Annotated in this window: 25 protein-coding genes and 1 riboswitch; of the genes, 20 read left to right on the forward strand and 5 right to left on the reverse strand. The window is 55.0% G+C overall.

Annotation, left to right across the window (positions count from 1 at the left end):
* The first annotated feature begins 18 nt into the window (after positions 1 to 18).
* From DFP98_RS19165 to DFP98_RS19195, 6 genes are all read left to right on the forward strand, one after another.
* A complete protein-coding gene (locus DFP98_RS19165) occupies positions 19 to 975 on the forward strand; it encodes an ATP-binding protein (protein WP_116062211.1) in 957 nt (318 codons plus the stop codon).
* A gap of 409 nt (positions 976 to 1,384) precedes the next feature.
* On the forward strand, positions 1,385 to 2,500 hold the full coding sequence (locus tag DFP98_RS19170) for a sulfate ABC transporter substrate-binding protein (RefSeq protein ID WP_116062212.1): 1,116 nt from the start codon (positions 1,385 to 1,387) through the stop codon (positions 2,498 to 2,500).
* A gap of 31 nt (positions 2,501 to 2,531) precedes the next feature.
* Positions 2,532 to 3,377, forward strand: a complete 846-nt coding sequence (gene cysT / locus DFP98_RS19175) for a sulfate ABC transporter permease subunit CysT (protein WP_116062213.1) — start codon at positions 2,532 to 2,534, stop codon at positions 3,375 to 3,377.
* Positions 3,378 to 3,381: 4 nt separating this feature from the next.
* A complete protein-coding gene (cysW, locus tag DFP98_RS19180) occupies positions 3,382 to 4,245 on the forward strand; it encodes a sulfate ABC transporter permease subunit CysW (protein ID WP_116062214.1) in 864 nt (287 codons plus the stop codon).
* Between the two features lie 72 nt (positions 4,246 to 4,317).
* Positions 4,318 to 4,518 carry a YezD family protein gene (locus DFP98_RS19185; protein ID WP_116062215.1) on the forward strand — a complete coding sequence of 67 codons (201 nt, stop codon included), beginning with the start codon at positions 4,318 to 4,320 and terminating at the stop codon, positions 4,516 to 4,518.
* Positions 4,519 to 4,987: 469 nt separating this feature from the next.
* Positions 4,988 to 5,584: a GNAT family N-acetyltransferase gene (locus DFP98_RS19195; RefSeq protein ID WP_116062217.1), complete on the forward strand. Its 597-nt coding sequence runs from the start codon at positions 4,988 to 4,990 to the stop codon at positions 5,582 to 5,584.
* Positions 5,585 to 5,654: 70 nt separating this feature from the next.
* Here DFP98_RS19195 and DFP98_RS19200 read toward each other — a convergent pair whose 3' ends face one another.
* Positions 5,655 to 5,807 (reverse strand): YqzM family protein, encoded by a 153-nt coding sequence (locus DFP98_RS19200; protein WP_116062218.1) that lies wholly within the window; start codon positions 5,805 to 5,807, stop codon positions 5,655 to 5,657.
* A gap of 229 nt (positions 5,808 to 6,036) precedes the next feature.
* Between DFP98_RS19200 and uvrC the strand changes: the two genes are divergently transcribed.
* The 6 genes from uvrC to DFP98_RS19230 all read left to right on the forward strand — a co-directional run bounded on the left by uvrC (position 6,037) and on the right by DFP98_RS19230 (position 12,348).
* A complete protein-coding gene (gene uvrC, locus DFP98_RS19205; protein WP_246016601.1) occupies positions 6,037 to 8,028 on the forward strand; it encodes an excinuclease ABC subunit UvrC in 1,992 nt (663 codons plus the stop codon).
* Between the two features lie 469 nt (positions 8,029 to 8,497).
* Positions 8,498 to 9,232: a YkoP family protein gene (locus tag DFP98_RS19210; protein WP_220377133.1), complete on the forward strand. Its 735-nt coding sequence runs from the start codon at positions 8,498 to 8,500 to the stop codon at positions 9,230 to 9,232.
* 36 nt (positions 9,233 to 9,268) lie between these two features.
* Positions 9,269 to 9,955 carry a phosphatase PAP2 family protein gene (locus tag DFP98_RS19215; RefSeq protein WP_116062221.1) on the forward strand — a complete coding sequence of 229 codons (687 nt, stop codon included), beginning with the start codon at positions 9,269 to 9,271 and terminating at the stop codon, positions 9,953 to 9,955.
* On the forward strand, positions 9,952 to 10,566 hold the full coding sequence (locus DFP98_RS19220; protein WP_425455543.1) for a class I SAM-dependent methyltransferase: 615 nt from the start codon (positions 9,952 to 9,954) through the stop codon (positions 10,564 to 10,566). The genes DFP98_RS19215 and DFP98_RS19220 overlap by 4 nt, the downstream gene beginning before the upstream one ends.
* 38 nt (positions 10,567 to 10,604) lie before the next feature.
* The gene (locus DFP98_RS19225; RefSeq protein ID WP_116062222.1) at positions 10,605 to 11,297 is read left to right on the forward strand and encodes a response regulator transcription factor; all 693 of its coding nucleotides are present in this window, start codon (positions 10,605 to 10,607) and stop codon (positions 11,295 to 11,297) included.
* Complete coding sequence (locus tag DFP98_RS19230) at positions 11,287 to 12,348, forward strand: sensor histidine kinase (protein WP_116062223.1); 1,062 nt, start codon at positions 11,287 to 11,289, stop codon at positions 12,346 to 12,348. The genes DFP98_RS19225 and DFP98_RS19230 overlap by 11 nt, the downstream gene beginning before the upstream one ends.
* Here the strand turns inward: DFP98_RS19230 and DFP98_RS19235 are convergent.
* On the reverse strand, positions 12,308 to 14,008 hold the full coding sequence (locus DFP98_RS19235; RefSeq protein ID WP_116062224.1) for a CPBP family intramembrane glutamic endopeptidase: 1,701 nt from the start codon (positions 14,006 to 14,008) through the stop codon (positions 12,308 to 12,310). The genes DFP98_RS19230 and DFP98_RS19235 overlap by 41 nt on opposite strands.
* A gap of 250 nt (positions 14,009 to 14,258) precedes the next feature.
* A riboswitch (cyclic di-AMP (ydaO/yuaA leader) is annotated at positions 14,259 to 14,438 on the forward strand.
* A 67-nt stretch (positions 14,439 to 14,505) separates the two neighbouring features.
* Here DFP98_RS19235 and DFP98_RS19240 point away from each other — a divergent pair.
* The 3 genes from DFP98_RS19240 to DFP98_RS19250 are packed head-to-tail and all read left to right on the forward strand — an operon-like array spanning position 14,506 to position 17,372.
* Complete coding sequence (locus tag DFP98_RS19240) at positions 14,506 to 15,855, forward strand: TrkH family potassium uptake protein (protein WP_116062225.1); 1,350 nt, start codon at positions 14,506 to 14,508, stop codon at positions 15,853 to 15,855.
* A gap of 13 nt (positions 15,856 to 15,868) precedes the next feature.
* Entirely contained in the window at positions 15,869 to 16,537 is a 669-nt protein-coding gene (locus DFP98_RS19245; protein WP_116062226.1) for a potassium channel family protein, read from the forward strand.
* A gap of 58 nt (positions 16,538 to 16,595) precedes the next feature.
* The gene (locus tag DFP98_RS19250) at positions 16,596 to 17,372 is read left to right on the forward strand and encodes a polysaccharide deacetylase family protein (protein ID WP_116062227.1); all 777 of its coding nucleotides are present in this window, start codon (positions 16,596 to 16,598) and stop codon (positions 17,370 to 17,372) included.
* Between the two features lie 65 nt (positions 17,373 to 17,437).
* On the opposite strand, the gene DFP98_RS19255 is transcribed toward DFP98_RS19250, so the two are convergent.
* The gene (locus DFP98_RS19255; RefSeq protein ID WP_116062228.1) at positions 17,438 to 18,355 is read right to left on the reverse strand and encodes a LysR family transcriptional regulator; all 918 of its coding nucleotides are present in this window, start codon (positions 18,353 to 18,355) and stop codon (positions 17,438 to 17,440) included.
* 182 nt (positions 18,356 to 18,537) lie between these two features.
* Between DFP98_RS19255 and DFP98_RS19260 the strand changes: the two genes are divergently transcribed.
* From DFP98_RS19260 to sdhB, 3 genes are read left to right on the forward strand one after another with little or no spacing between them, the layout of a single operon-like run.
* The gene (locus DFP98_RS19260) at positions 18,538 to 19,209 is read left to right on the forward strand and encodes a succinate dehydrogenase cytochrome b558 subunit (RefSeq protein WP_116062229.1); all 672 of its coding nucleotides are present in this window, start codon (positions 18,538 to 18,540) and stop codon (positions 19,207 to 19,209) included.
* Between the two features lie 16 nt (positions 19,210 to 19,225).
* Complete coding sequence (sdhA, locus tag DFP98_RS19265; RefSeq protein WP_116062230.1) at positions 19,226 to 20,983, forward strand: succinate dehydrogenase flavoprotein subunit; 1,758 nt, start codon at positions 19,226 to 19,228, stop codon at positions 20,981 to 20,983.
* A gap of 3 nt (positions 20,984 to 20,986) precedes the next feature.
* Entirely contained in the window at positions 20,987 to 21,766 is a 780-nt protein-coding gene (gene sdhB, locus DFP98_RS19270; protein ID WP_116062231.1) for a succinate dehydrogenase iron-sulfur subunit, read from the forward strand.
* A 65-nt stretch (positions 21,767 to 21,831) separates the two neighbouring features.
* On the opposite strand, the gene DFP98_RS19275 is transcribed toward sdhB, so the two are convergent.
* Complete coding sequence (locus DFP98_RS19275; protein WP_220377134.1) at positions 21,832 to 22,767, reverse strand: M15 family metallopeptidase; 936 nt, start codon at positions 22,765 to 22,767, stop codon at positions 21,832 to 21,834.
* A gap of 196 nt (positions 22,768 to 22,963) precedes the next feature.
* Between DFP98_RS19275 and DFP98_RS19280 the strand changes: the two genes are divergently transcribed.
* Both DFP98_RS19280 and DFP98_RS19285 read left to right on the forward strand, forming a co-directional pair.
* Positions 22,964 to 24,952, forward strand: a complete 1,989-nt coding sequence (locus tag DFP98_RS19280) for a methyl-accepting chemotaxis protein (RefSeq protein WP_116062232.1) — start codon at positions 22,964 to 22,966, stop codon at positions 24,950 to 24,952.
* Between the two features lie 102 nt (positions 24,953 to 25,054).
* Entirely contained in the window at positions 25,055 to 25,711 is a 657-nt protein-coding gene (locus DFP98_RS19285; RefSeq protein ID WP_181917795.1) for a sensor domain-containing protein, read from the forward strand.
* Between the two features lie 46 nt (positions 25,712 to 25,757).
* On the opposite strand, the gene DFP98_RS19290 is transcribed toward DFP98_RS19285, so the two are convergent.
* Positions 25,758 to 26,066 (reverse strand): winged helix-turn-helix transcriptional regulator, encoded by a 309-nt coding sequence (locus DFP98_RS19290; RefSeq protein WP_116062234.1) that lies wholly within the window; start codon positions 26,064 to 26,066, stop codon positions 25,758 to 25,760.
* Between the last annotated feature and the right edge of the window lie 44 nt (positions 26,067 to 26,110).

Raw genomic sequence — 26,110 nt, forward strand, 5'->3', positions numbered from 1 at the left:
GATGAGGAGGCGCGGACAATGGAATCATTGAAGGACGCTTTGCGCCGGCTGCCGTTCGGTCCGCAGTCGGGGCAAGGACGGGACATCGCCGAGCAGGTGCTTGCCGACCCTCTGGTGGTCGATCTGCGCAGCCGCTACCCTGAGCTTGACGACCAGGTGCTGCGGCTTAACTTGAACCGGCTATACCAGATGACTAAGGAAGCGCGCAATTGCCGGGCTTGCCCCGGACTCGAGGCTTGTCCGAACGACATGCAGGGGCACTCCACCGGCATATCGTGCGAAAGCTTAAACGGCCGCTGGCAAATCAACGATTACAAAACGCCTTGCTCCAAATGGATCGCATTCGAGGGCCAGGAACGCATTCGCCGCAGAGTGACGAGCCTGTATTTGGACAATTCCGAGCTGGGGCAGTATTACGACGAAGAAGAGATGATGCGCTTAGACCCGAATCGCGCTGTGGCCGTAGATCAGCTTCAGGAGTATGCCGACGGCGCGGAGGAATCGGGATTGCCGAAGCGCGGCTTATATCTTCAGGGCGATTTCGGCACCGGAAAAACGTATCTCGCCGGCTATCTGCTGCATCGCTTGGCCAAAAAAGGCTTCTCCGGCGTCATCGTCTACATGCCCGACTTCGTCGAAGACGCTAAGGCGCTGATGTTCGAGCCGCAGAAGCTAAAAGAGACGGTGACGCTGATGAAAGAGGCGGATTTGCTCGTCTTCGACGACATCGGCGCGGAAAATTTGACGCCATGGGTTCGCGACCACGTGTTGGGTGCGATACTCAACCATCGGATGAACCGCAAGCCGACCTTTTACACGTCCAATCACGCCCTTGAGGATCTTGAGAAGCATTTCAGCTTCACGCACAAGGAAGGCGAAGAGATGCACAAGGGACAACGATTGATGGACCGCATTCGTCCGTTCGTCGACATCATCCATGTTCGGGGACGCAATCATCGCGGCTCCGGGAAATGAAAAAGAAGCTCGCGGACGGTGCTTCGGTATCGTTGGGCACCGAGCTGCCGGTGGATTTGCAGCCTTGGGAATATCGGATTTATACGACTTCTATTCGTCAATAAGGTGAAAAGTGGCCTTTCTTTCGACGTTAAAATACGTCGGAGAGAGGCTACTTTTTTTCATTATGGATTTATTAGTTTTTTTTATAGACACTTATTGACAATCGACTTGTCGCCCTGTTAAGATTTCTCCAATACCAAGTAAATATATATGAATTACTTGGTATATGCGGATTATTAGGTAAAGGACGACTCGCAAACAGCACAAAGTTGGCGGATCTCTGGATGCCGAGATCGTTCCCGAGCGGCCGGAATGGCCATCCGGCGCGACGGGAGCGCAAAAATGACATTGGTTGGGGTGGATAAACATGAAAACATTGAAAAATCTCCAATTCGTACTTATTGCGGCATTGATCGTAACCGTATTGACTGCATGCGGCGCCAAAAACAATAGCGGCGAGCCGTCCAAAGCGGCATCGCCAAGTACGCCGGCCGCAAGCGGCTCGCCGAGCGCTTCGGTTCCCGCCGAGCCGTCGAAGGAAGCTCCGAAGGACATCGAGCTGCTTAACGTATCCTACGATCCGACTCGCGAGCTATATGAAGAATTCAACAAGAGCTTCGCTGAATATTGGAAGCAGAAGACCGGGGGCAACATTACGATCAAGCAATCCCATGGCGGCTCGGGCAAGCAGGCCCGCTCGGTCATCGACGGATTGGAGGCCGACGTCGTTACGCTCGCGCTCGGCTTCGACATCGATGCGCTTGTGGAGCCGGGCTTGATCAAGTCCGATTGGCAGAAGACTTTCGAACAGAACAGCACGCCGTACACATCGACCATCGTTTTCCTCGTGCGCAAAGGCAATCCGAAAGGGATCAAGGACTGGGACGATCTGATCAAGGACGGCATTCAAGTCATTACCCCGAATCCGAAAACGTCGGGCGGAGCGCGCTGGAACTACTTGGCCGCATGGGGCTACGCGACGAAGACGCTTGGCTACGACGAAACGCAGACGCTCGATTTTCTGAAAAAACTGTTCAAAAACGTGCCGGTGCTGGACACGGGAGCCCGCGGATCGACGACGACATTCGTGGAGAAAGGGATTGGCGACGTGCTGCTGGCGTGGGAAAACGAGGCGTACTTGGCTCTGAAGGAATTCGGAGACGACTACGAGATCGTGACGCCGTCGCTGAGCATTCTGGCGGAGCCTCCGGTAGCGATCGTCGACAAGAACGTCGATAAGAGAGGCACGCGCGAAGCGGCTACGGAATATCTCCAATACTTGTACACCGAGCAGGGCCAAGAGATCGCGGCGAAAAATTTCTATCGCCCTCGCCTGCAATCGGTGGCCGACAAATACAAAGACCAGTTCGGCCAGCTTAATTTGCTGACGATCGACCAGGATTTCGGCGGCTGGAACGAAGCGCAAACGAAGCATTTCTCCGACGGAGGCACGTTCGACCAAATTTATACGCCGGGTTCCTAACCAAGGGCCGGCAGGAGGTTAGCGCTTCAACATGATCCGATTAAGAAAAAACGAGCGGATATTGCCCGGATTTTCCCTTACGTTGGGCTTTACGATTCTTTATCTCAGCTTGATCGTACTGCTCCCGTTGGCGGCATTGGCGATCAAATCCGCGGATCTGTCGCTGGCGCAATGGTGGAATACCGTCTCCGATCCGCGCGTCGTCGCCTCCTACAGGTTAAGCTTAACGACCGCGTTCATCGCAGCGCTCGTCAACCTCGTGTTCGGTTTGCTGCTGGCCTGGGTACTCGTGCGCTACGAGTTCCCCGGCAAGCGCATCATAGACGGGCTGATCGATTTGCCGTTCGCGCTGCCGACGGCGGTCGCGGGCATCGCGCTTACGACCATCTATGCGCCCAAAGGCTGGATCGGCTCCTTGCTGGAGCCTCTGAGCGTCAAGGTCGCGTATACGCCAATCGGCATTACGATCGCGCTGATTTTTATCGGCATTCCCTTCGTCGTGCGAACGGTTCAGCCCGTGCTACAGGATTTGGAGGCCGATATGGAGGAAGCGGCGGTTATGCTGGGCTCGTACCGTTTCCGCATTTTCCGCAAAGTGATTTTGCCGGATTTGCTTCCTCCGCTGCTGACGGGCTTCGCTCTGGCGTTCGCGCGCGGCATCGGAGAGTACGGCTCGGTCGTGTTCATCTCCGGCAACATGCCGATGAAGACGGAGATCGCTCCGCTTCTAATCATTACGAAGCTGGAGCAATACCAGTACGCGCAAGCGGCGGCGATTGCCGTCGTGCTGCTGCTGATCTCCTTTGCTCTGCTGCTGGTCATTAATATTTTGCAAAGGTGGAGCAATCGCCGCCTTCGCGCCGTGAAGGGGGGCTGAGCGGATGGCGGGTATCGTTACGAATCCGCGGGCTGCGAAAAAACAGGCGGCTAAGCCGCATCTGTCGGAGCCGAAAGCCGTGAAGTACGCGCTAATCGGCGTTGCGCTGCTGTTCCTCGCCCTGATCGTGCTGCTGCCGATGGCGGCGGTATTGGCCGAGGCGTTCCGCAAAGGCTGGGCTGCTTATTTAAGCGCTTTGACCGACCCGGACGCGATGTCGGCTTTACGCCTAACCGTGATTACCGCGCTGATCGCCGTGCCGCTGAATACGATATTCGGGCTGGCGGCGGCATGGGCGATTACGAAGTTCAAGTTTCGCGGCAAAAATTTGCTCGTTACGCTGATCGACCTTCCGTTCGCCGTGTCGCCGATCGTGAGCGGTCTGATCTATGTGCTGCTGTTCGGCGCGCAGGGGTTGCTCGGGCCTTGGCTCAGCGAGCATGATATCCATATTATTTTCGCCACGCCGGGGATTGTGATCGCCACGATGTTCGTTACGTTCCCGTTCGTCGCCCGCGAGCTGATCCCGCTTATGGAGACGCAGGGAGTAACGGACGAAGAAGCGGCTGTCAGCCTCGGAGCGAAGGGCTGGCGGGTATTTTTCAAGGTAACGTTGCCGAATATCAAGTGGGGTTTGCTGTACGGTATGATCCTGTGCAATGCGAGAGCGATGGGCGAGTTCGGCGCGGTGTCGGTCGTCTCCGGACATATTCGGGGCGAGACGAATACGCTGCCGCTGCACATCGAAATTTTGTACAACGAATATCAGTTCAGCGCCGCCTTCGCCGTCGCCTCTCTGCTCATGGTGCTGGCTGTCGTCACGCTTATCGTCAAATCCATTCTGGAAAGCCGCATGAGCTCAGAATAGCCCGCTAATGGCATCGCTCCATTTGGTTCAACTTATATTGAGCAATAGACCTAACGAAACGGAGGAACGAAAATGGCTAAACCGCTGGAGGTAGACGAACGCTGGCTGGGGCGGATCGCCGAGCAGGTGAACGGATTGGAATACGGCGAGGTGAACATCGTTGTTCATGACGGAAGAATCGTGCAGATTGAGCGCAAGGAACGCAAGCGTTATGACGACCCCTCGCGCAGCGTGCCGAAGCAGGTGCAGAGGGAACCATACAAACAAGCTTAGCGAATTGTATAACAGTTTATAGAATGGCGGCGCCAAAGAATTCGTCCTGGCGTCGTCTTTTTGCGTTATAGTAAAGTAAATCCAATTCGTCGATTGGGAGGGAGTTTACAGCTGAGATTACGATTATTTTGCTTGTGTATTCTGTTCCTTTCTATGCTGATAGGCTGCTCTAAGCAGCCGGAGCCGGTCGCCAATGACTATGACAGCAGCCTTTTTCCGGTGCAAGTCCAATTTAACGGCACGGTTTACCGGACGACATCCGAAACGGCGGCATGTACAGAGGAAATCGGAAAGGGATACGCATTATCGGAGGAAGGCAAGGTTTTAGAACGGATCTATTGGCGAGTGTTTCAAGAAGCCGATGGGAGAATTGCGGTAAAATCGGCAAGTACCTGTTACATTTTTACGGAATAGCGCATGAAGGAATTCATCCAAGGGAACAAGGAACTTTCTTGAAAGGAGGTCACACATGGAAAATCATAATACGCCAACTTTAGAAACAGAACGATTGATATTAAGAAAATTCACTGAAAATGACATAGAAGCCCTATTTGATATCTATAAAGATGAAGAAGTGAATACCTTTTTGCCATGGTTTCCTTTGAAATCGTTGGAAGAAGCCGAAAAGTTTTTCAAAGACAAATATATCGAAGCCTACAAGCAATCAAAAGGATATAAATATGCATTTTGCTTAAAAGCAGATAATATCCCAATAGGTTATGTAAATGTGAGCATTGAGGAGAACCACGATTTAGGGTACGGGTTGAGAAAAGAATTTTGGCATAAAGGGATGGTAACAGAAGCATGCAGAGCTGTTGTTAAACAGGTAAAAAAAGATGGATTTCTGTATATCACGGCTACCCACGATATTAATAATCCTCGCAGTGGCGAAGTAATGAAGCAGTTAGGCATGAGCTATAAATATACCTTTGAAGAACAATGGCAGCCTAAAGACATACGGGTTACATTCCGAATGTATCAATTAAACTTTGACGGGCAAAACGTTCGGGTGTATAAAGAATACTGGAATAAATATGCTGTTCATTTTATAGAAAGTGACATATAAGAGGATTGATAAGAATCTCAATACAAAGGGGCCGCCCGTTGGGCAGCCCCTTGCTCGTTGTTTTCGCAAATTAAGAAATGATGAATTTAACGACAACCGCGACCGTGAACACGATGAACATGAAGCCGAACATCACTCCAAAGCCCGTCGCTACGTCGAACAGATCGTCGCGCGGCTCTTCGTTGATATGCTGGCGCGGATCGGTAACATTTGCATTTGCCATTGATAAGCCTCCTGACACGCATTCGATAGTTACAGTATACCCAACATCGCTTTTTGTTGTAAAGTGTTCCCCCGAACGAACGGTGACAAGTTTGCGACAACGGAAAAACGGATAAGGCGATACGGCGTGCGAATGTGCTACAATGGGAGGAACGGGTGTTCTATCCGGACATCAGAAGGAGGTACGTTTGTTGGACATCCTGGACGCTGCCGCAAGTCGGGACAAGGCGATGGAAAACATTCGCAACAAGCTGGCGCTGCTTCCCGATCAGCCCGGCTGCTATTTGATGAAAAACGAAGAAGGCAAAATTATATACGTAGGCAAGGCGAAGGTGCTGAAAAACCGCGTTCGCTCCTATTTTAACGGCAGTCATGACGGCAAGACGCAGAAGCTCGTCTCGGAAATCCGCGACTTCGAATATATCGTAACGGCCAGCAATACGGAGTCGCTGATTTTGGAATGCAACCTGATCAAGGAGCATTTTCCCCGTTATAATGTGCTGCTGAAGGACGATAAATCGTTTCCTTACTTGAAAATCACGAACGAGAAGCATCCGAAGCTGGAAGTCACGAGACGGGTGATCAAGGATAAAGCGAAATACTTCGGACCTTATCCGAACGCCTTCGCCGCACAAGAGACGAAAAAGCTCCTCGATAGGATGTACCCGCTGCGCAAATGCAATACGCTTCCGGACAAAGTATGCTTGTACTATCATATGGGCCAATGTGTCGCTCCTTGCGAGTACACGATTGAGCAGAAGGTTTACGACGGCATGGTCGGGGAGATTTCCCGGTTTTTGAATGGCGGGCATACGGAAATTAAGCGCGAGCTGAAGCGCAAAATGGAGTCGGCGGCAGAGGAACTGCAATTCGAGCGGGCGAAGGAATACCGCGATCAGATTGTGGCGATCGAAGCGCTGATGGAGAAGCAGACGATCAATATGGCGGATGCGATGGACCGGGACGTGTTCGGTTATTCGGTCGACAAAGGCTGGATGTGTGTGCAAATTCTTTATATGCGCCAAGGCAAAATGAATCAGCGCCACATGTCCGTTTTTCCGTTTTACGGGGAGGCCTACGACGACTTTCTGAGCTATGTAACCCAGTATTATAGCGACAATCCGGCGCTGCCGCGCGAGGTGCTGCTGCCTCCTCCTCCGGTCGAGGGCGAACCGACGGAAAAAGCGACCCCGATCGAGGGAGCTGCCGAAGTCAAACAAGCCTCTGTAGAAACGACAGAGGGACATGAGACAAAGGCTGGCGAATCCGCGAAGGTTGGAGAGATGAAGGCAAGCTACGGCGAGGCGGAAAAGGGAGAAGCCGCGGGGGTTGAAGAAGCGGCGGAGGCGTACGAAGCGGAAGAGGAAGGCGAAGCTGCGGAGGTCGGAGAGACGCTGCGCCGCTGGCTGAAGATCAAGGCGGCGTTCCCGCGCCGCGGCTCGAAGCGGCAGCTCGTTGCAATGGCTTGCGACAATTCCCGCGTGGCGCTGGAGGAGAAATTCCGTCTGATCGAGCGGGACGAATCGCGGACGGCCAAAGCTTCGGAAGGGCTGGCGAACTGGCTCGGCATTCCGAGCGCATCGCGCATCGAGGCGTTCGACAACTCGAACATTCAGGGCGCTTCGGCGGTGTCGGCAATGGTTGTGTTCACGGACGGCAAGCCGGATAAAAAGGAGTATCGCAAGTACAACGTCAAGACGGTGCAGGGACCGGACGATTACGAGTCGATGCGGGAAGTTGTGCGCCGCCGTTACGAGCGCGTGCTGAAGGAAGGCTTGGCGCTGCCCGACCTGATCGTTGTCGACGGCGGCAAAGGGCACATCGCCGCGGCGCTGGACGTGCTTGTCAACGAGCTGGGGCTGGACGTTCCCGTCTGCGGTCTGGCGAAGGACGCCAAGCACCGCACCTCGCAACTGCTGGTCGGCGATCCGCCCGAGGTTGTTCCTCTGCCGCGCGACAGCCAGGAATTTTATCTGCTGCAGCGCATCCAGGACGAGGTGCACCGCTTCGCGATTACGTTTCACCGCGAGAAGCGGGCCAAATCGATGGTCGCTTCGCGGCTTGACGCGATTCCGGGTATCGGGGAGAAGCGCAGGAAGCAGCTGCTGAGCCACTTCGGCTCTCTGAAGGCGATCAAGGAAGCTTCCGTCGACGATTTCAAGGCCGTATCGATTGGCGAGGCGCTGGCGCAGCGCATTCTTGACACGCTTAATGCAGAGTGAGACTCTGGCTGGTTGGACTTTATTAATCAAATATACAAGCGGAAGGCCGTTCCTCGGGAAAACTGGGGAACGGTTTTTTTACGGGCATCGGTTGAACAAACAGGCGGAACAATTTAGAACGGAAAAACCGCGCTGATTTTGTCGAAATGGTAGGATGGGCATTTTTAAAGCGGAAAAACCGTTTTAATTCCTCTGGAATAGGGGAATTGGAAAATTAAAGGGGATAACCCGCCTTAAATGGTTCCAAAATGACGCATCGGCGCAAATAGAGCGGCGTTCCCGCTTTAAATTCACAAGTTAAACCGACGAGGCAAAACGAGGTCGACCAAGACCTCGGTCTAGAGAAGACTGGACGAAAGACGGCGCGCAAACCCGACGCTAAACGATGGGATAAGGTTCCGAGGGAGGATAAAATGAAAACGAAACAAGAGATTACGGCGCAAATCAAGCGAAAGCGGGTTGAAAGCAAATGGCGCATTCCATAGCAAAAACGGACAACGCCCCATGTGTGGGCTCTATCGGAACAGGAACGTTATCGGGTTATCAAGCTTCAGGAAAGCTGCGGCAAAAAGTATGGATGCTCTGGGAGAGGGCGATGGCCCGTCTGATGGCGATGACGAGCGACTATACGCTCGAAGCCGGCATGTGCAAGCTGTTGGTTAAAAAGCATAAAGGAGCGGCGTTCGTCTGCGAGGACGGCACGCGAATCGAGAAAGGAGACCGGGTCGGCGAGCTCCATCTGAACAATCGGCTCGTATTGGAGCTGACCGGGGAGCATGGGGCGGACCGGGCCGCGCTTCGGACGGCTCGACTTGTCCGGTCATCGCTCAGGGAGCTTGGCGAAGCGCTTGAGCGCAGGCCGGAGCTGGGCAACGTCAAGGCGCTGGTCGGCGTGACGCTGCTGCACCGAGGTTTGACGCACGGTCTTGGCTTCGAACAGAGACCGCTTCCTTCGAAGCTGTTCGAGCGAGCGACTGCTGCGTACTTAAAGCTGCTGCTGCGCTTCCTTCACCCGGAGGGCCTGAATCGGAGCGGGCGAAGCAGGGAGAAGCTGACACCGGTTATGCTTGTCTGCACGCGCGCTAACCTGCTCGCTAAATTCCCGAAACGGGAAGAGGCGCACGAGTTGCAGGGGACGTCAGACCGATTCTTTATAAAATCTTCAGATTGTTCTCCGGCCGATCCTTATATTTCTGCTTTATGATCGGAGCATTCCATCTTTTGAAGGAGGAAATGTCCGATGACCCCGAATTATTCCGATTCGGCCGACACGACGGCCGAACGCGGAAAGAAGGCTTGGAAGCCGCTACTCGCTCTACTGGCCATTCCCGCAATCAATGTTTTGTATGTGCTGCAAAATCGTCCGAACGATAGCGCGCAGTCGCTCGTAACCGAAGTCGACCGAATGACGCCGCTTATTCCGGCGTTTGCACTGCCCTATGTGCTATGGTATCCGTTTTTGCTGCTTGTCTTTGTGTTGATTTTGCGAAAAGACAAGCAGGAATATTACCGCACGCTGCTGGCGATGTGTCTCGGGCTGCTGCTGTCCAATCTCGTATTTCTATTCTTCCAGACGACCGTACCGCGTCCCGATGTGGCGGCGGACGGGGTGTTCAATCGCTTGATTCAGTTCGTATACGCGAACGATCAGCCGTATAACTGTTTTCCAAGCGTACATGTGATGACCAGTGCGCTGATGATTTACGGATCTCGGGTGTTGGGCTGGGGGACGAAAATTCCGCTCGCGATTTTCGGAGCCTCCATCATTGCTTCAACGCTGTTTATCAAGCAGCATGTTCTGGCGGATGTCCTGGGAGGACTTCTGGCCGCCAAGCTTGTGTTCTGGCTTGCGGGCGAGCTGATGCCAATGCTGCTGAAAACAGCCCGCGAGAAGCTCTCCAACGAAAGGAGCGTTTCTCGAACATGATGAGCGAAGAAGCGCGATTGTTTTTGCGCAAGTTTATGAGTCGGCCGAAGCAAATCGGCAGCATCGTGCCAAGCTCGGTATTTCTCGCCCAATGTATGGTCGAAGCCGTGCCGTGGACTTCCGTTGGTGCGGTTGCAGAGCTTGGTTCGGGCACAGGCGCCGTAACGAGAGAGATTGCGAAACGGGTGCGACCGGATACGCAGGTATATTTGTTCGAGATGGATTCGCGAATGCGAAGTCGGCTGGCCGACAAATATCCGCGCTTCACGCGGGCCGCCAATGCGGCAAATCTGCTGCGCGTAATGGAGCGCAACGGCACGCAGCAGCTCGACTGTATTGTCAGCTGTTTGCCCTTCTTCAATTTTCCCGCAAGCTTACGAGACGAGTTGATGCGTCAGGTGATTGAGGCGCTCAAGCCGGGCGGCCTGTTTATCGCTTTCCAGTACTCCCTTCAGATGAAGAAGCGATTATCTCACTACTTCAAACTTGAAACGATCAAATTTGTTCCCTGGAACATGCCGCCGGCCTTCGTGTACGTTTGCAGGAAAGAGGAAGCTTCGAGATTCGACGATTTGCCGCTTTCCACTGCTGCCGTTTCCGTTTTACAATAAAAGGAGAAAACAGTCGGTACGAAGGAGAACAGCGGAAGATGCCACCGAAAACCGTATTGGTCGTCGATGACGAAGCGGAAATTCGCGATGTTATTCATGTGTTTTTACGCAATGAAGGATTTAGGGTGTTGGAGGCCAAGCACGGGCTTGAAGCTCTGGAAAGGCTGGAGAGCGAGAAGGTCGATCTGGTGGTGCTTGATGTAATGATGCCGGAGCTCGACGGTATTCGGACTTGCATGAAAATTCGCGAAATCTCCGGCATACCGATCATTATGCTGTCGGCCAAACAGGAGGAGATCGACAAAATTACCGGTCTGTCTATCGGCGCCGACGATTACGTCGCCAAGCCGTTCAGTCCGCTGGAGCTGCTCGCAAGAGTGAAAGCGCAGCTTCGCCGTTCCGGAATGGCTGTGCCGAAGGAGGATACCTCCGATGCGATCTATGTGAACGATTTGGTCGTCGACATCGCGCACCACCGCGTTACCGTCAAAGGCAGGGAGGTCTCGCTGACCCCGCTTGAATTTGCCATTTTGGAGCTATTGGCGAGCCATAAGGGCCAGGTGTTCCATGCAGATAAAATTTACGAGAAGGTGTGGAAGGAGCCGACCGGATATTCGGACAACACCGTGATGGTTCATATCCGCAACCTGCGAGAGAAGATCGAGGACAATCCGCGCGAGCCCCGCTATGTCAAAACGGTGTGGGGGGTCGGCTACAAAGTTGAAAAATAACTGGCTATCCGTCCTATCCGGCCGCAGAAGCATCCGTTTTCGAATGCTCTGGACGTTCGTCGCCAGCCTGAGTGCCGGGATGGGCGCTTCCATCGCGATTCCGACCGGAATGATTTTCGGAGTTCCCGCCTCCGTGCTTGCTTTTTTCGTTTCCTTCGCCGCCGTTTTTTTCTGGCTCACCCGGTCGACGATTGCACATCTGCGCATGCTGTCCGAAGGGCTTGGCCGCATCGCCGGGGGAAATCTGGCCTATCGCATCCCGGCAGGCAGACAGGATGAGCTGGGAGTCGTCGCCGAGCATATCAACGTCATGGCCGGGCAGCTGGAGCAGTTGATCGAGAAGGAACGACAGGCGGAGAAGGCGAAAATGGAGCTCATCACAGGAGTATCCCACGATCTGAGAACGCCTCTGACAAGCTTGATCGGATACCTGGAGCTGCTAAAGGGGAAGGCGTTCCGGGATGAAGGAGAGTACGATCGATTTGTCGGCAATACGCATAGCAAAGCTTTGCAGCTGAAAGATCTGATCGATGAGCTGTTCGAGTACGCGCGGCTGGTTCAGGGTCCGGGGGCGGAAATGCGGATCGTCGATTTGCGGAAAATGCTGAACCAGCTGCTTGTCGAAATCGAACCGCTTGCCCGCAGCAGCGGGCTTTCCGTCATTGCGGAGCTTCCGGAAGCTCCGCTGTTTGTTCGACTTGATCCGGAGCAAGTTCGCAGAGCGGTTGATAATTTGCTGACGAATGCGCTGAAATTTTCGTTACAGCCGGGGACCATCGCCGTTTCGTTGACGCAAACGGCAGGGAGAGCCGTCATCTCCGTCGAGAACGAGGGAGAGCCGATTACGAAGGAGCAGGAGGCGCGGTTGTTCGAACGATTTTACAAAACGGACGAATCAAGAACGAACCGCAGCGGCATTCCGGGCGGCGCCGGATTGGGGCTGGCGATCGTGCGCGGCATCGCCGAGCTTCACGGCGGCCGCGCGACGGTCGTGCACGAGAACGGACGCTTCAGGTTTTCGGTCGAATTGCCCCATGAAGCCGCCAAATAACGATGCCGACGAGGCCGGGAAAGATTAAGCTGAACACGCCTCCGGCGAAATCGCCCGGCAAGCCGTCGAACATCATCTGCATCCCCATTAAGATCGCATCAAGCGTCACATGGGCGAAAATGACGGTCATCAAGCCAAAGCGAAGCATAAACCAGCCGAACAGGAAGGAAAGCAGCACAAGCTCGATAACGCGCGTGTAAACCGGATAAACCGCATAGCCGACATGACCCAGCGCCCAGAACAATCCCGGCGGCACGATGGCGAGCGTCGTCAGAACGACTACCGTTCTTTTCGAAGGCTCGCCGCCCTTCAGCTTACGCGCGAGACCGACGAACCAGCTGCGAAAAACGCCGATCCCGAACAGCCGGCTCTGCAGTTCCTCCGAGATGCCCGCGCACCAAGCCATCAGCGGCAGCAGCAGAGGAATGGTCATATTGTACATCGATTGCGTCGCATCGCTCGAAGCGAAAGCTCCCAAGCTTTTTTCCAACAGAAGCAGAATGACGGATTGGGCGCCCAGTAAAATAAAGGCGAGGAAATAGCCTTCTTTCATGCTCTTCAGCACGGCTTCCCCGTATCCGGATTCTCGCCATCTCGGCCAGAGCGACCGGCCCATTGATTTCCACAGGCCATCGCCGCCCACAGCCGAGAAATAAGTAAGCAGAGCCATTGCCGCATAGGTAACGAGACTGACCGTCACACTGACGGTATCCCCCCCGCGGATTCCCGCCTCCCACGTTCCCGCTCTCAGGCCCGGAATCATATTATAAGTCAGTCCAGCATACAGCGCGAAAAAGACGAGCGCCAGAAAAATGCCTCGGCGGTAGGAAGAGTGTCCTCCGTGGGTACCCGTATAGATAATCGCCAGAATGAACAGCAGCACTTGGGGCAAAATGAAGCCGAATACGGACAGCATTGAGGCCCATTTTTCCTGATTGTCCATATAATCGATAAACGATTTCGGCAGCTCGACCCGGTAAGCGACGGTGCCGCCCTGCCAGCTTGCGGAGGAGGTCGAACCGACGGTAGAAGGAGAGTCGACTTGAAGCAGCAGCTTCGCTTCTCCAATGTTGTCTTGCCGGGAAGCGTACTCGAAGCCGCCGCTGGCGAGACGAACGCCAGTCCATTCCCAATCGCCTGAACGAATGCCGAATGAGGAGGCGTATTGAAGCGCGTTGGCCGCTTGATCGGCCGTCGCCTTCTCCTCCGATGCCGGTCCGTCTCCATCGCGGCCGGAGGACTCTTCGACATGGCGCCAAGCGACCAGATCGCCCGATTCCATATGGAGCGAGACGGCCAAAGAGCCCGACGTGCCGTTCACGTAAAGCTCCACGACGTAGACGTCGGTCGGAGTCGCTGCGGCCCATAGCTTATCGTATTCGCCCGTCAACGCTTGCTTGGACAAGTAGCCGTTCGTCCGGCTATCGGTCATATGCGTTACCGTCGTTTTGTTAATATCCGAGGCTGCCACGCCGAATTTGTCGGCGGCCCAAACGATCGCCCGCTGCTCCGCTTCGGCTCTTGTCAGCACGGTGGAAGTATTCATGGAGAACAATTGCCCCGATATGGGGAACACTTGTATCAGTAAAAAAAACGCTAGCCCGATCGCGGCCGTCCAAACCCAACGTTTGTCCAGCGGAAGCGGTCGATTTTCGATCATACGGCTTCTCTCCTCGCCTGCAAAAATTTCAAGTAAACGGATACAGTGGCTTCGCGCTTCGCTTCACCGTTTTTTTCATTAAGTATCTCGCATTTTCAGCGAAAATGAAAGCAAACGAAGCGATAATGACTGTCCGATGCCAAATCCCCCGGAGAATTATGCATACAACCGCTTAAACGAGCCGGATTGCCCCCTTTTTGACGTTGTTCCTCCGCGGGGTAAGGACTATAATTCGATGGTACGTCTTTTTACGATAGAACGGCCGAGTTTCTGCTTGCAGAAAACGGGGGAACCAACGGATGGCGTGTACAACCACTATTGTATTCGAACATCCCGGGGTGAATTCCATCGCGATCGACGCGGAAGGATAGGGCAGCCTGTTCGAGCCCGAACCCGACAGCTAACCTCGTAGGCGTTATACGAACAGGAATCGCGTGCAGTGTAGGCACTGGGGTTCCAGTGCTTTTTTTGTTTGCGTAAAAAAGCAGTCGAGGTGGATGAATTTGTTCAAAAAAGCAGCGAGATGGCTATATGCCTCTCCTCCGAGAACTTTGCTGCTCGGATTTTCTTTCATTATATTGACGGGAGCCGTACTGCTAATGCTACCGATCGCATCGGTGAGCCGGGAACCGACTTCCTTCGTGGACGCCTTGTTCACCGCAACCTCGGCTACCTGCGTGACCGGCCTTGTGCTGTTTGATACGGGCTCCTATTTTTCGACGTTCGGCCATTGGGTCATCCTGCTGCTGATTCAGATCGGCGGTATCGGCTTTATGACGATGGCCACGTTGTTTGCGCTCATGTTGCGCCGGCGGATTTCCCTTAAGGAAAGGCTGATATTGCAGGAATCGCTGAACCAAGGCAGCATAGAGGGACTTGTCCGGCTCGTACGCAAAGTCATCTTTTACGCTTTGGCGCTGGAGCTGGCCGGAGCGGTACTGTATACGATCCGCTTCGCGATCGATATGCCTCTAGGGAAGGCGATCTACCACGGCGTATTTCATGCGATCTCAATTTTCAACAATGCGGGCTTCGATCTGACCGGAACCGGAAGCAGCTTTATCGGATACGCCGAGGACTTCTACCTCAACGCCGTCTCGATGGCGCTAATCGTCCTTGGAGGGTTCGGCTTTATCGTGCTGGCCGACTTGTTCGACTTCCGGAAAAAGCGTAAATTTTCGTTGCATACAAAAGTGGTGCTGAGCGTCTCCGCAGCTCTGATTGTCGTCGGGGCGCTGGTCATTTTCATTTTCGAATTTACCAACTCGCGCACGATTGGTGACGAGCATTTCGCGCACAAGGCGCTGTCCGCCTTTTTCCAGTCGGTCACGACTCGCTCGGGCGGCGTAGCCACCGTCGACGTGGCGGAGCTTCGCCAAGCGACGCAATTTTTTATGATTATTCTGATGTTTATAGGCGCTTCTCCAGGCTCGACGGGCGGAGGCATCAAAACGACGACGTTCGCCGTGCTGGTCGGAGCGGTGCTGGCGATGATGCGGGGCAAGGAGGATGTCGTGCTGTTTCGGCTGCGGCTTGCTCAAGAGAGGGTGTACAAAGCGATTACCGTCACGCTCTTCTGTATCGGAATCGTGCTCGCGGGAACGATGGTGCTGGCTACGACCGAGGATGCCAGTTTCCTGAAAATATTGTTCGAAGCGACTTCCGCTTTCGGCACGGTCGGGTTGTCTATGGGCTTGACCGGACATTTGAGCTTGGCGGGCAAGCTGACGATTATTGTTCTGATGTTTATCGGCCGCTTGGGGCCGCTCACGCTGACCTACGCATTGGGGCCTAAGCAGGGACGGGCGCTTTACCGTTACGCGGAAGGTAAAATTATCATCGGGTAGAGGACGGAAAAGGATGAAATTAAATCAGTTCGTCATTATCGGTCTAGGACGATTCGGCTCCAATCTCGGCCGGGAATTGGTCAGATTGGGCTATGAGGTTCTCGGCGTCGATCGGGACGAGGAAAAGGTGCAGGAGCTGTCCAACGTTCTGACGCATACGATCGTAGCCGATGCGACGGAGGAGGAGGTTCTGCGCTCGGTGGGCGCCCGCAATTTCGATTGCGGGGTCGTAGCGATCGGCGACGATATCCAGGCCAGCATTTTGGCGACGATTCTGCTTAAGGAACTGGGCGTAAAGAAGGTTGTGGCCAAGGCGGTATCCGACCTGCACGGCCGAGTGCTGGAAAGAATGGGCGTCGATCGGATCATCTACCCGGAGCGGGATATGGGCGTTCGCGTTGCGCATCAGCTCGTCTCCCCCAACCTGCTCGATTATATCGAGTTGTCCAAAAAATATACGATCGCGGAGTTGGCCGTGCCGCAATGCTGGTCGGGCAAATCGCTGGAGGACGTCGACCTGCGCGGCAAATTCGGCTGCAGCATCGTGGCCATCAACAAGCCGCAAGGCATGATTATCGCTCCGGCGGCCAAGGACGTATTGTCGACGGAGGATGTTATGGTGGTGATCGGCACGAACGATCAAATCGAGCAATGTCAGGAGTCGTTCGATTCCGGTGAATGAAAACCATCCCGTTCGCTCAGGCTATTGGTATGACGAGCGGGATGGGGAGGTAGGGGCGATGAGGAAGGCGCGCCTTGGAAAAGCGGTGATGGCGTTAGTGTGCGCCGTCGCCTTTTTAACGTTGTGGGACGGATATATGCCGGCTCGCGCCGAGCAAACGAAACCGAGCGGCGCCCATTGGACCGAATGGGAACGGAAATACGAGGGCGTATTTGTGCTGTCCGCTTCGCGCGAATCCCGCAAGGTCGCGCTGACGTTCGACGATGTGCCCGGCGATCGTTATACTTCGCAGGTGCTGGATGTTTTGAAGCGCAAACGCGTACGCGCCAGCTTCTTTGTCGTAGGCACCCGCGCGCGCAAATTTCCCGAGCTGGTCAGACGGATTCACCGGGAAGGCCACGATATCGGCAATCACTCTTACAATCACCCCGATTTCTCGAAGCTGCCGCTTAGAAAGGTGCAGGAGCAAGTGTTAAGAGCGGAAGCGGCGATCGCCGACGCCGTCGGCTTCAAGCCGCGGCTCGTTCGTCCGCCGTATGGGGAAATCGTGCCGAAACAGCTGGAATGGGCCAAGAGGCGCGGCTATACGGTCGTTAATTGGGACGTCGATTCGTCGGACTGGCGGCAGCTCAGCGCGAACCAGGTGTTTCGGAACGTGACCCGCTCGGTCAGGCCCGGCTCCGTCGTGCTGATGCACGCAGGCGGAGGAAATGGACAGCGGCTGGCCGGCACGGTCGAAGCGCTCCCGAGAATTATCGACTGGCTGCGCGAGCACGATTACGAGCCGGTTGCGCTGACCGAGCTGCTTCGTCTGCCGGAGAAGCGGGGGCGTTAACGAAAATTCGGCGAGTAGGCTTCCTGTGATGCAGCGCAATCAAAGCCGTCCGTTCTAACCTCGCTTTAAGTGCTTTTGTAGCGCACGGATTCCCTTTGAAAGTACGCAGTCGTCTCTTCGATCAGAAAACGCGTCGAAGGAGCGAGCCAAGCCGGATCGCCGTGAATCAGAAACGTCGTCCGCCTGGTCTCCTCCAGCTCCTGAATCGGGGCAAGATACAAATCGTTGTCGACCAGTACCTGCTCCCTCAGATAAGATCGCGGAAGCAGCGAGCCGGCCCGACAAGCGGAGAGCAGCCGAATAATGGCCTCGAACGAATCGATTTCCATTCGCACGTCCGGCTTTAGGTTATATTTTTTCAGGAGCTCGTCGGTCATCGTCCGGTACCAGGTACCGGGAGAGAACAAAATCATCGGCAGGTTTTGCAGGTCGGCCATTTCGATGTGCGTTCTTTCTAATATAATGTGATTTCTCGGAAGCACCAGGATAAGATGGTCGTCAAATAAGGGCAGGCTGGTAATGGCGGGATCGTCGATAACCGAAGAGGCGACGATGCCGAAGTCGACTTTGCGCTCCTTGACCAGCTCCGCAATTTCGTGCGACTTGCCGGTGACGACCTTGATTTCCAGATTAGGATGCTTCTCGGTCATCGTCTTCACGAGATCGGGAAGCGTCGTCTGCAGCGTCGTCAGACTGGCGCCAATCGTGGCGTCGTGGGCCTCGGACGATTTGTAAGCGTTCAGTTTCTGTAAATAGCTGCCGTGAAAACGTCGCAGCTCCAGCGCGAATTCGTAGGTCACCTGACCGGCCGGGGTCAGCTCCAAACGCTTGCCGACCCGTCGGAATAAGTCGACCTCCAGCTCCGCTTCCAGCCGCGCCAGCCGCCGCGAAAGAGCGGGCTGGGACAGGTTTAATCTTTCCGCCGCTTTATTTAAGCTGGTCTGCTCCACGATCGTCGCGAACAACCGCATGTCTTCGAGCATGATGGGGCCCTCCTCTCATATGCAGAAAAGTTATAACTGATAATATAAAATAAGCAGTTCCATTATAAGCGAAAATAGAGTAACCTTAAAAGCGGTGACAAAATGGTGACGAATGCCAGCTGCGCAACAAGCATCGTCATCCGTTGTCGAAGCACGGATGCGAAAGGAGATTAAACTCACACATGAAAGGTAATTCTTATTTACCGCGCAAGCTTCATTCGCTGCTCGGCGTAATTCCGCTCGGCTTGTTCATCGTCGAGCATGCGCTGACGAACTACTCGGCTTTCGAGGGCGGCAAGGAGGGCTTTACGGACGCGATCGATCTGCTCAACAGCCTTCCGCTCATTTTCTTCATGGAAATGTTCATTATCTGGCTGCCGATTTTGTTCCACGGGGTGTACGGGTTGTACATCGCCTATCAGTCGGACATCAATACGGGACGGTTCAGCTACGGACGCAACTGGGCGTTCGCGTGGCAAAGAATTACGGGGGTCATCACCTTTATTTTTGTCGCGTGGCATTTCTACGATACCCGTATCCAGCTCGCGCTGGGGAATGTATCCCATGAGGAACTGGGTCAGCACATGAGCAACATTTTCAGCAACCCGCTGGCCGTAACGGCTTACGTCATCGGAGTCTTGGCAGCGACGTTCCACTTCGCGAACGGCCTGTGGGCTTTCCTCGTCAGCTGGGGCATTACGGTCGGACCTCGCGCTCAGAAGGTTTCTTCGCGAATTTGCATGGGCATCTTCGTCATCCTGGCGGCTCTGTTCTTGCTGTCCATTTTCGCTTTCCGCAGCGACGAGTTCGCTTCGGCGGCGACAGCGGCGCTAAGCGCAGTTTCGGTAGGTTAAGGGAGGAGTACAACATATGGCAACTCAAAAAGTCATCGTCGTCGGGGGCGGCCTTGCCGGTCTGATGGCGACGATCAAAGCGGCGGAAGCGGGCGTGCGCGTCGATCTGTTCTCGCTCGTTCCGGTCAAAAGATCTCACTCCGTATGCGCCCAGGGCGGCATCAACGGAGCGGTTAACACCAAGGGCGAAGGAGACTCCCCATGGGAGCACTTTGACGATACGATATACGGGGGCGACTTCCTGGCGAACCAGCCGCCGGTAAAAGCGATGTGCGAAGCCGCGCCGGGCATCATTCACCTGATGGACCGGATGGGCGTTATGTTCAGCCGGACTCCCGAGGGCTTGCTGGACTTCCGCCGCTTCGGCGGAACGCAGTATCACCGTACCGCATTTGCAGGCGCGACGACAGGTCAGCAATTGCTGTACGCGTTGGACGAGCAGGTTCGCCGCTGGGAAGCGGCCGGACTCGTACAGAAATACGAGCACTGGGAGTTCACCGGAGCGGTCATCGACGACGACGGCATTTGCCGCGGCATTTCCGCGCAGGATCTGCGCACGATGGAGTCGGTCACTTTCCGCGGAGATGCGGTCATTCTGGCTACGGGCGGACCGGGCATCATTTTCGGGAAGACGACGAACTCCGTCATCAATACCGGAACTGCGGCCAGCGCCGTGTACCAGCAAGGCGTCTATTACGCGAACGGTGAATTCATCCAAATTCACCCGACGGCGATTCCGGGCGACGACAAAAACCGGCTTATGAGCGAATCGGCTCGCGGAGAAGGCGGACGCATCTGGACTTACAAGGACGGCAAACCGTGGTACTTCCTTGAAGAAAAATATCCGGCGTACGGCAACCTCGTGCCGCGGGATATCGCGACTCGGGAAATTTTCGACGTGTGCGTCAACCAGAAGCTCGGCATTAACGGCGAGAACAGAGTATATCTCGATCTGTCTCACAAGGATCCGAAGGAGCTCGACGTCAAGCTCGGCGGCATCATCGAGATTTACGAGAAGTTTACCGGCGACGATCCGCGCAAAATTCCGATGCAGATTTTCCCGGCCGTTCACTATTCGATGGGCGGTCTGTGGGTCGACTACAATCAGATGACGAACATTCCGGGGCTGTTCGCTTGCGGAGAGTGCGATTACCAGTATCACGGCGCGAACCGTCTCGGCGCGAACTCGCTGCTGTCGGCGATTTTCGGCGGCATGGTAACCGGACCGAAAGCGATCGAGTACGTTAAGGGCTTGAAGAAATCCGCCGAGGATATCTCGGAGAGCGTGTTTGAGCGCGAGCGCAATAAGCAAGCGACCAAGTACGAATCGATCACCAAGATGGACGGCAAAGAGAACGCGTACGTGCTGGCCAAAGAGTTGGGCGAATGGATGACGAACAATATGACCGTCGTTCGCTACAACAAAAAGCTTGAAGAAACGGTCGGCAAGATCAAAGAGCTTAAACAGCGCTACAAAAATATCAATATTAACGATTCGGCGCAATGGAACAACTCGGGCGCGGCGTTTACGCGTCAGCTCTGGAACATGCTCGAACTGGCCGAGTCGATGACCGTGAGCGCGCTGCTGCGCAACGAAAGCCGCGGCGCGCACTATAAGCCTGAGTTTACGGAGCGCGACGACGACAACTTCCTCAAGACGACGAAGGCGAAGTGGACAGCGGAAGGTCCTGAGATTTCGTACGAAGAGGTCGACGTATCGCTGATCACACCGCGGAAGCGCGACTATTCCACCAACAAGAAGAAGGAGGGCTAATCCATGGCGGAAGCAACTGCAGCGCCGTCGACTGCGGCGGGACGCAAAGTCAAATTTATTATTACTCGTCGGGAGCGTCCGGATGCCTCCCCATTCACGGAGGAATTCGAGGTTCCGTATCGTCCGAATATGAACGTTATCAGCGCGCTGATGGAAATTCAGCGCAATCCGATTAACACCAAGGGCGAGAAAACCGTTCCGGTATGTTGGGAATCCAACTGTCTGGAGGAAGTCTGCGGCGCTTGCTCGATGGTGATCAACGGCAAGCCGCGCCAAGCGTGCAGCGCGCTCATCGATAAGCTCGAGCAGCCGATCCGGCTGGAGCCGATGGCGACGTTCCCGGTCGTGCGCGACCTCGTTATCAATCGCGAGCGGATGTTCAACGCGCTTAAGAAAGTTAAAGCCTGGATTCCGATCGACGGAACGTACGATCTCGGACCGGGGCCGCGGATGGCGGAATCGAAGCGCCAATGGGCGTACGAGCTGTCCAAGTGTATGACGTGCGGCGTCTGCCTCGAGGCGTGCCCGAACGTCAACGACCGCAATAGCTTCATCGGACCGGCTTCGATCTCGCAAGTGCGCCTGTTCAACGCTCACCCTACGGGCGAGATGAACGCGCACGAGCGTCTCGAAGCGCTGATGGAGGAGGGCGGCATCGAGGGCTGCGGCAACTCGCAAAACTGCGTGCGCTCTTGCCCGAAAGGCATTCCGCTGACGACTTCGATCGCGGCGATGAACAAAGATACGACCAAGCATCTGTTTAAGCAATGGCTCGGTCTGTAAAATAAACAAGGGTTGTTCCAAGGCCGCGAAGGCGACCGGGAACAACCCTTTGTTTATTCGACGAATCAGGCCTTGGGACGAATAACCTCTTCCGCCGCCTCGAAATACTGCTCCAGCGTCACTTCTTTCCTCGTGACGTCTTTGGCGACGATCTTTCCGACGTAGCGAACATGCCAAGGCTCGTAGGAATAGCCGGTGATGCCTTCCTTGCCCTTCGGATAACGGATAATAAATCCGTATTCCGAGGCGTACTTAGCCAGCCATTGGCCTTCTTTCGTATCGCCGAAACTTTCCTCCAGACCGTAAGACACGCTAGCGCTTGAAATATCCATGGCCAGTCCGGTTTGATGCTCGCTTTGGCCCGGGCGGGCGCTTGTCCGATTGGCGACCTTCTCTCCCTTGCGCTTGACGTTGCTCTCGAAGATCGATTTCTGCGTTGAATAGGAGCGATAGCCGGAGACGGCCTTCAGCTTGATGCCGTCCTCCGACGCGGCCTTAAACAGCTTTTCCAGCGCCGAGGCGGCTTCCTTGCGCATTTGCTTCTTCGGAGAGTTTCCCGAGAAGGAGAACGGAACGTCGGGCACGACAAGATCCTTCGGTTCGTAATCGGAGGGCAGATTCCGCTGCTTATTGACGAGAACGTACAGGCTGGACGTGTTTGTAACGATTGCAGCGCCTTTCTTATCCTGTTTTACGGTGAGGCTCGGCAGGCTATCCGCCAACAAGGCGAAAGCCGGTGAAACCTTGACGGGCGGTTTGACGAGCTCGATCGGAGTTTCGGTTGGCGATTCGGTTGGAGCCTTGGTTGGCGATTCGGTTTGCGGTTCAGTCGGAGTTTCAGTTGGCGGTTCGGTCGGAGTATCAGTCGGAAGCGAGGTCTCGCTATTGGACGGCCCGACGATCGGCGCCGACGAGTTTTTCGAAGAATGCGCATCTTGATACAGCAGTCCGCCGGCAATGGCAAACCCGAGTGCAACGACGACGACGGTTCTCTTTTTCATCTAGTAATCTCCTTGGTGAATTGTCGTAGTTTATAAGAATGATAGACTTATCGAGCGCAAATGTAAACCCGAAGTAGGTGGAAAGATCTATTTAACAAGCGCCATACGTCCATATATCCGTCGAAAGAAGGAGGAATATGGAAGTCCGTGTCAAATACATATTAGTTGGACCGCTTTAAATCGGGAGGATACGTGCATGGCTGAACGTAGGCGTTTTTGGAGCTATTTGCGAGTACAAGTGATTTTGCTGATGATTGTCGTTCTGATGCTGCCTTTAGGCGGAGTCGGCTGGTTTTATTACAAAACATTAAGCTCGGATCTGGGGGAGATTGAACGCGCGCACGCGTTGGAGGTCAGCGCATCCGCGCATCGGCTGTTCGTGCAATTGGGGGAGCAGCTGTCGGGTTCCGTCATTACGAACGCCAAATGGAAGGACTACGTCGATGCTATTAACGGCGAAGATCTCGGATGGATTGAGGAAAATATAAACGTATCGCCTGACATTGTGCCGAACGTCAGCTTTGTCGCAACGTTCGATTACGAAGGCAAGGTGTTGTCGCAGGCCGGAGATATTCCGGAATTTACCGGGCAGTTGGCGGATAGGTCAATCGTCGAGAAAGTGAAAGCGATTCCCGACGCGTACGGCATGATCCAAACGTCGGAAGGGCTGGCGGTGATCGCCGTGTCGCAAATTACCGACGAGCAGGGCGTGGCGAAGTCTCCGGCCGCGCTGCTGTTCGGTCGGCTGTTGGACGACGAAGCGGTAAAGGGAATCGGAGCGATTCTGAATGCGGGCATTTCCGTTCGATCGTCTACGGATCAGAGGCTGAGCAGCCTGCCCGATGCAGAGAGGGATCGCGCAGAAGCGGCGCTCCCAGGCGTCGACGAGCAACCGCGTTTCGCGACGACAGAGTCGGAGGGGAAGAGAAACAGCGTTGTCGTTTCCGGCTATCCCGGCATGTCGGGAGAGGCGATCGCCGAGTTGTCCGTCATTGTGCCCGCGGAAGCCAGCGGAACGGTACATAAGGAAATGGTGAGAATGAGCTTGATTGTTGCGGTGCTGGCCGGCTTGCTGATCGCGCTTATCGCTTATTTGCTGCGTTGGCGAATGATCCTTCCGCTCGTTGCCTTCGAAGCTTTCCTTAAGGAGGTGTCTTCAGGGCGGCTGTCCGTCTCCGTATCCGACAAAACGAGGAGACGGGAGGATGAGATCGGCTCGATCGGCCGCTCCTTGCAGGAGATGGCTGAGCATTTGAAGACGCTCGCTGCGGGTATCCGGTCGACGGCTTCCGCCACTTCATCGGCGGTGGGTCAACTTACAGGAGAGGCGGAGGGAGCTGCGGAAGGCGCGAACCGGATCGCCCAGGCCATGCGGGAAGTGGCGGCGGGAGCGGACTCCCAGATGCAAGGCATGAAGCGGGGGGCCGACGTGGCGCTGGAGATCGTCGCAGGAATGGGCACGATCGGGGAGCGTTCTTCCGCCGTTGCAGCGGTAGCCGAGGAGGCTTCCAGGCAGGCGGCGGAAGGAAGCGATACGGTCGTCGACGCTGTCGAGCAGATGGATAAAATATCGGCGACAGTGGAGTCTTCCGTTCGCGACGCCCGCGAGCTTCATTCCAAATCGGAGCGGATCGAACGGATGGCCGAAGCGATATCGGCGATCGCCTACCGCACGAACCTGCTAGCGCTTAACGCGAATATCGAAGCGAGCAGAGCGGGAGAGCATGGGCGAGGCTTTGCCGTCGTAGCGGGCGAAGTGAGGAAGCTGGCGCAGCAGGCGGATCAGACGGCCTCGGAGATTACAGCCATCATTGCCGAGGTGCAGGGAGGTATTTTGTCCGTCGTGCGCCATATCGAAGCGGGACAGACGGAGGTAAGCAGCGGCGCGGTCAAGGTGAGGGAAGCCGATCAGACGTTCCGGGGGATCGCCGTCGGCATTCGCGGCATGGAGGACGAATTGCAGGGCATCGCCGCGGCCGGACAGCAAATCGGAGCGCAGCTAGAGGAGTTGTCCGCGCTGATCGAACAGACGGAAGCGATATCGGCTTCAAGCGCGGAGCGCGCACAAGACGTCGCGGATATCGCCGAATCGCAGATGAATTCGGTACGCAAGGTCGCCGACGAGACGAATGCGCTGGCAAGCCGGATTCGCGAGCTGGAGCAGGCGGTTAACCGTTTTCGATAAACTGGACTAAAGTCGAGGGAGAGTCCAGTGCATCGGTCAAGGGAAATCGTTGGAAGGATACGGTAGAATGATCGTATCATGAGGAGAACAGGGAGAGTAGGTATGAAGATAAAAGGATTATCGCCGACGATCGCAGCATGGAAGTTGTTACTGAGCAGCTTTCCTCGCGGAGTCGTTGCATTCGTCATCGCGGTAGCGGGTTTAAGCGTCGGGTTGCCGCTTGCTCTATTCGTGATCGGTTTACCGATTCTGGTCGGAATGCTTGCCGCATGCGAAAAAATATTGGGCGTGGATCGGCGCATGGTGGCCGCTTGGGAGTCTTGCGGGGAATATCCGTCCGGATCTCCCCGAATCGGCCTGCCCGATAGCCGGGCCGAACTGGTTCAGGGGGGCTTGAAAAGTTGGGTCAGCTCGCTCGGAAACGTTCAGCGATATCGAAATTTGGCGTACGGAATCGGCCAATTCCCGGTTTCCATTCTGGCTTTCGTGCTGGCAATCGTCATTCCGGCGACGGCGTTGGCCTTATTGCTGTCGCCTGTCGCGGAACTTATTAGCTCGCGTATCTTCTCGTTTAACCTATTCGAGCAGGATTTGATCATGAAGTGGCTTTTCCCCGATTGGTCAAGCTTTCAACGGTCTTGGTTCAACACCGGCCTAGGCGTGATTCTATTAATGGCTACGCCATTTTTGTTTCGAAAGCTGGGTCAATGTTACGCGGCCTGGATTCGCTGGATTTCAGGAACGCCATCCCATACGTAAGAGAGCGGACCGGCGTCGGTCCGCTCTCTCTGCGTATGGCTCCGAGTTACATCCACGTCTCGCCCCAGTGCTGAATGGACTGAATGACTTCCTCCAACTGGTGGCCTTTCTCGGTCAGTTCGTATTCGATGCGAACCGGCATTTCCGGATAGACCGTTCGGGTTAGAATGCCCGCCGCTTCCAGTTCCTTCATGCGGTCCGTCAGCATTTTATCGCTCATTTCCGGAATTTGCTCTTTAATGTCCTTAAATCGTTTAGGACCTCCGAGAAGCACGCGGATGATCAGTCCGGTCCATTTTTTGCCCAGTAGCTCTGCAGCCGATTCGTACTTGGGGCACATTTTGGAATAATCCATACCGATTCCCCCTCTTTTTCTATTTTAGCACACTCACTTCAAAA

This window comes from Cohnella phaseoli (genome assembly GCF_003386235.1).
In the GTDB taxonomy this organism is placed as follows: Bacteria; Bacillota; Bacilli; order Paenibacillales; family Paenibacillaceae; genus Cohnella; species Cohnella phaseoli.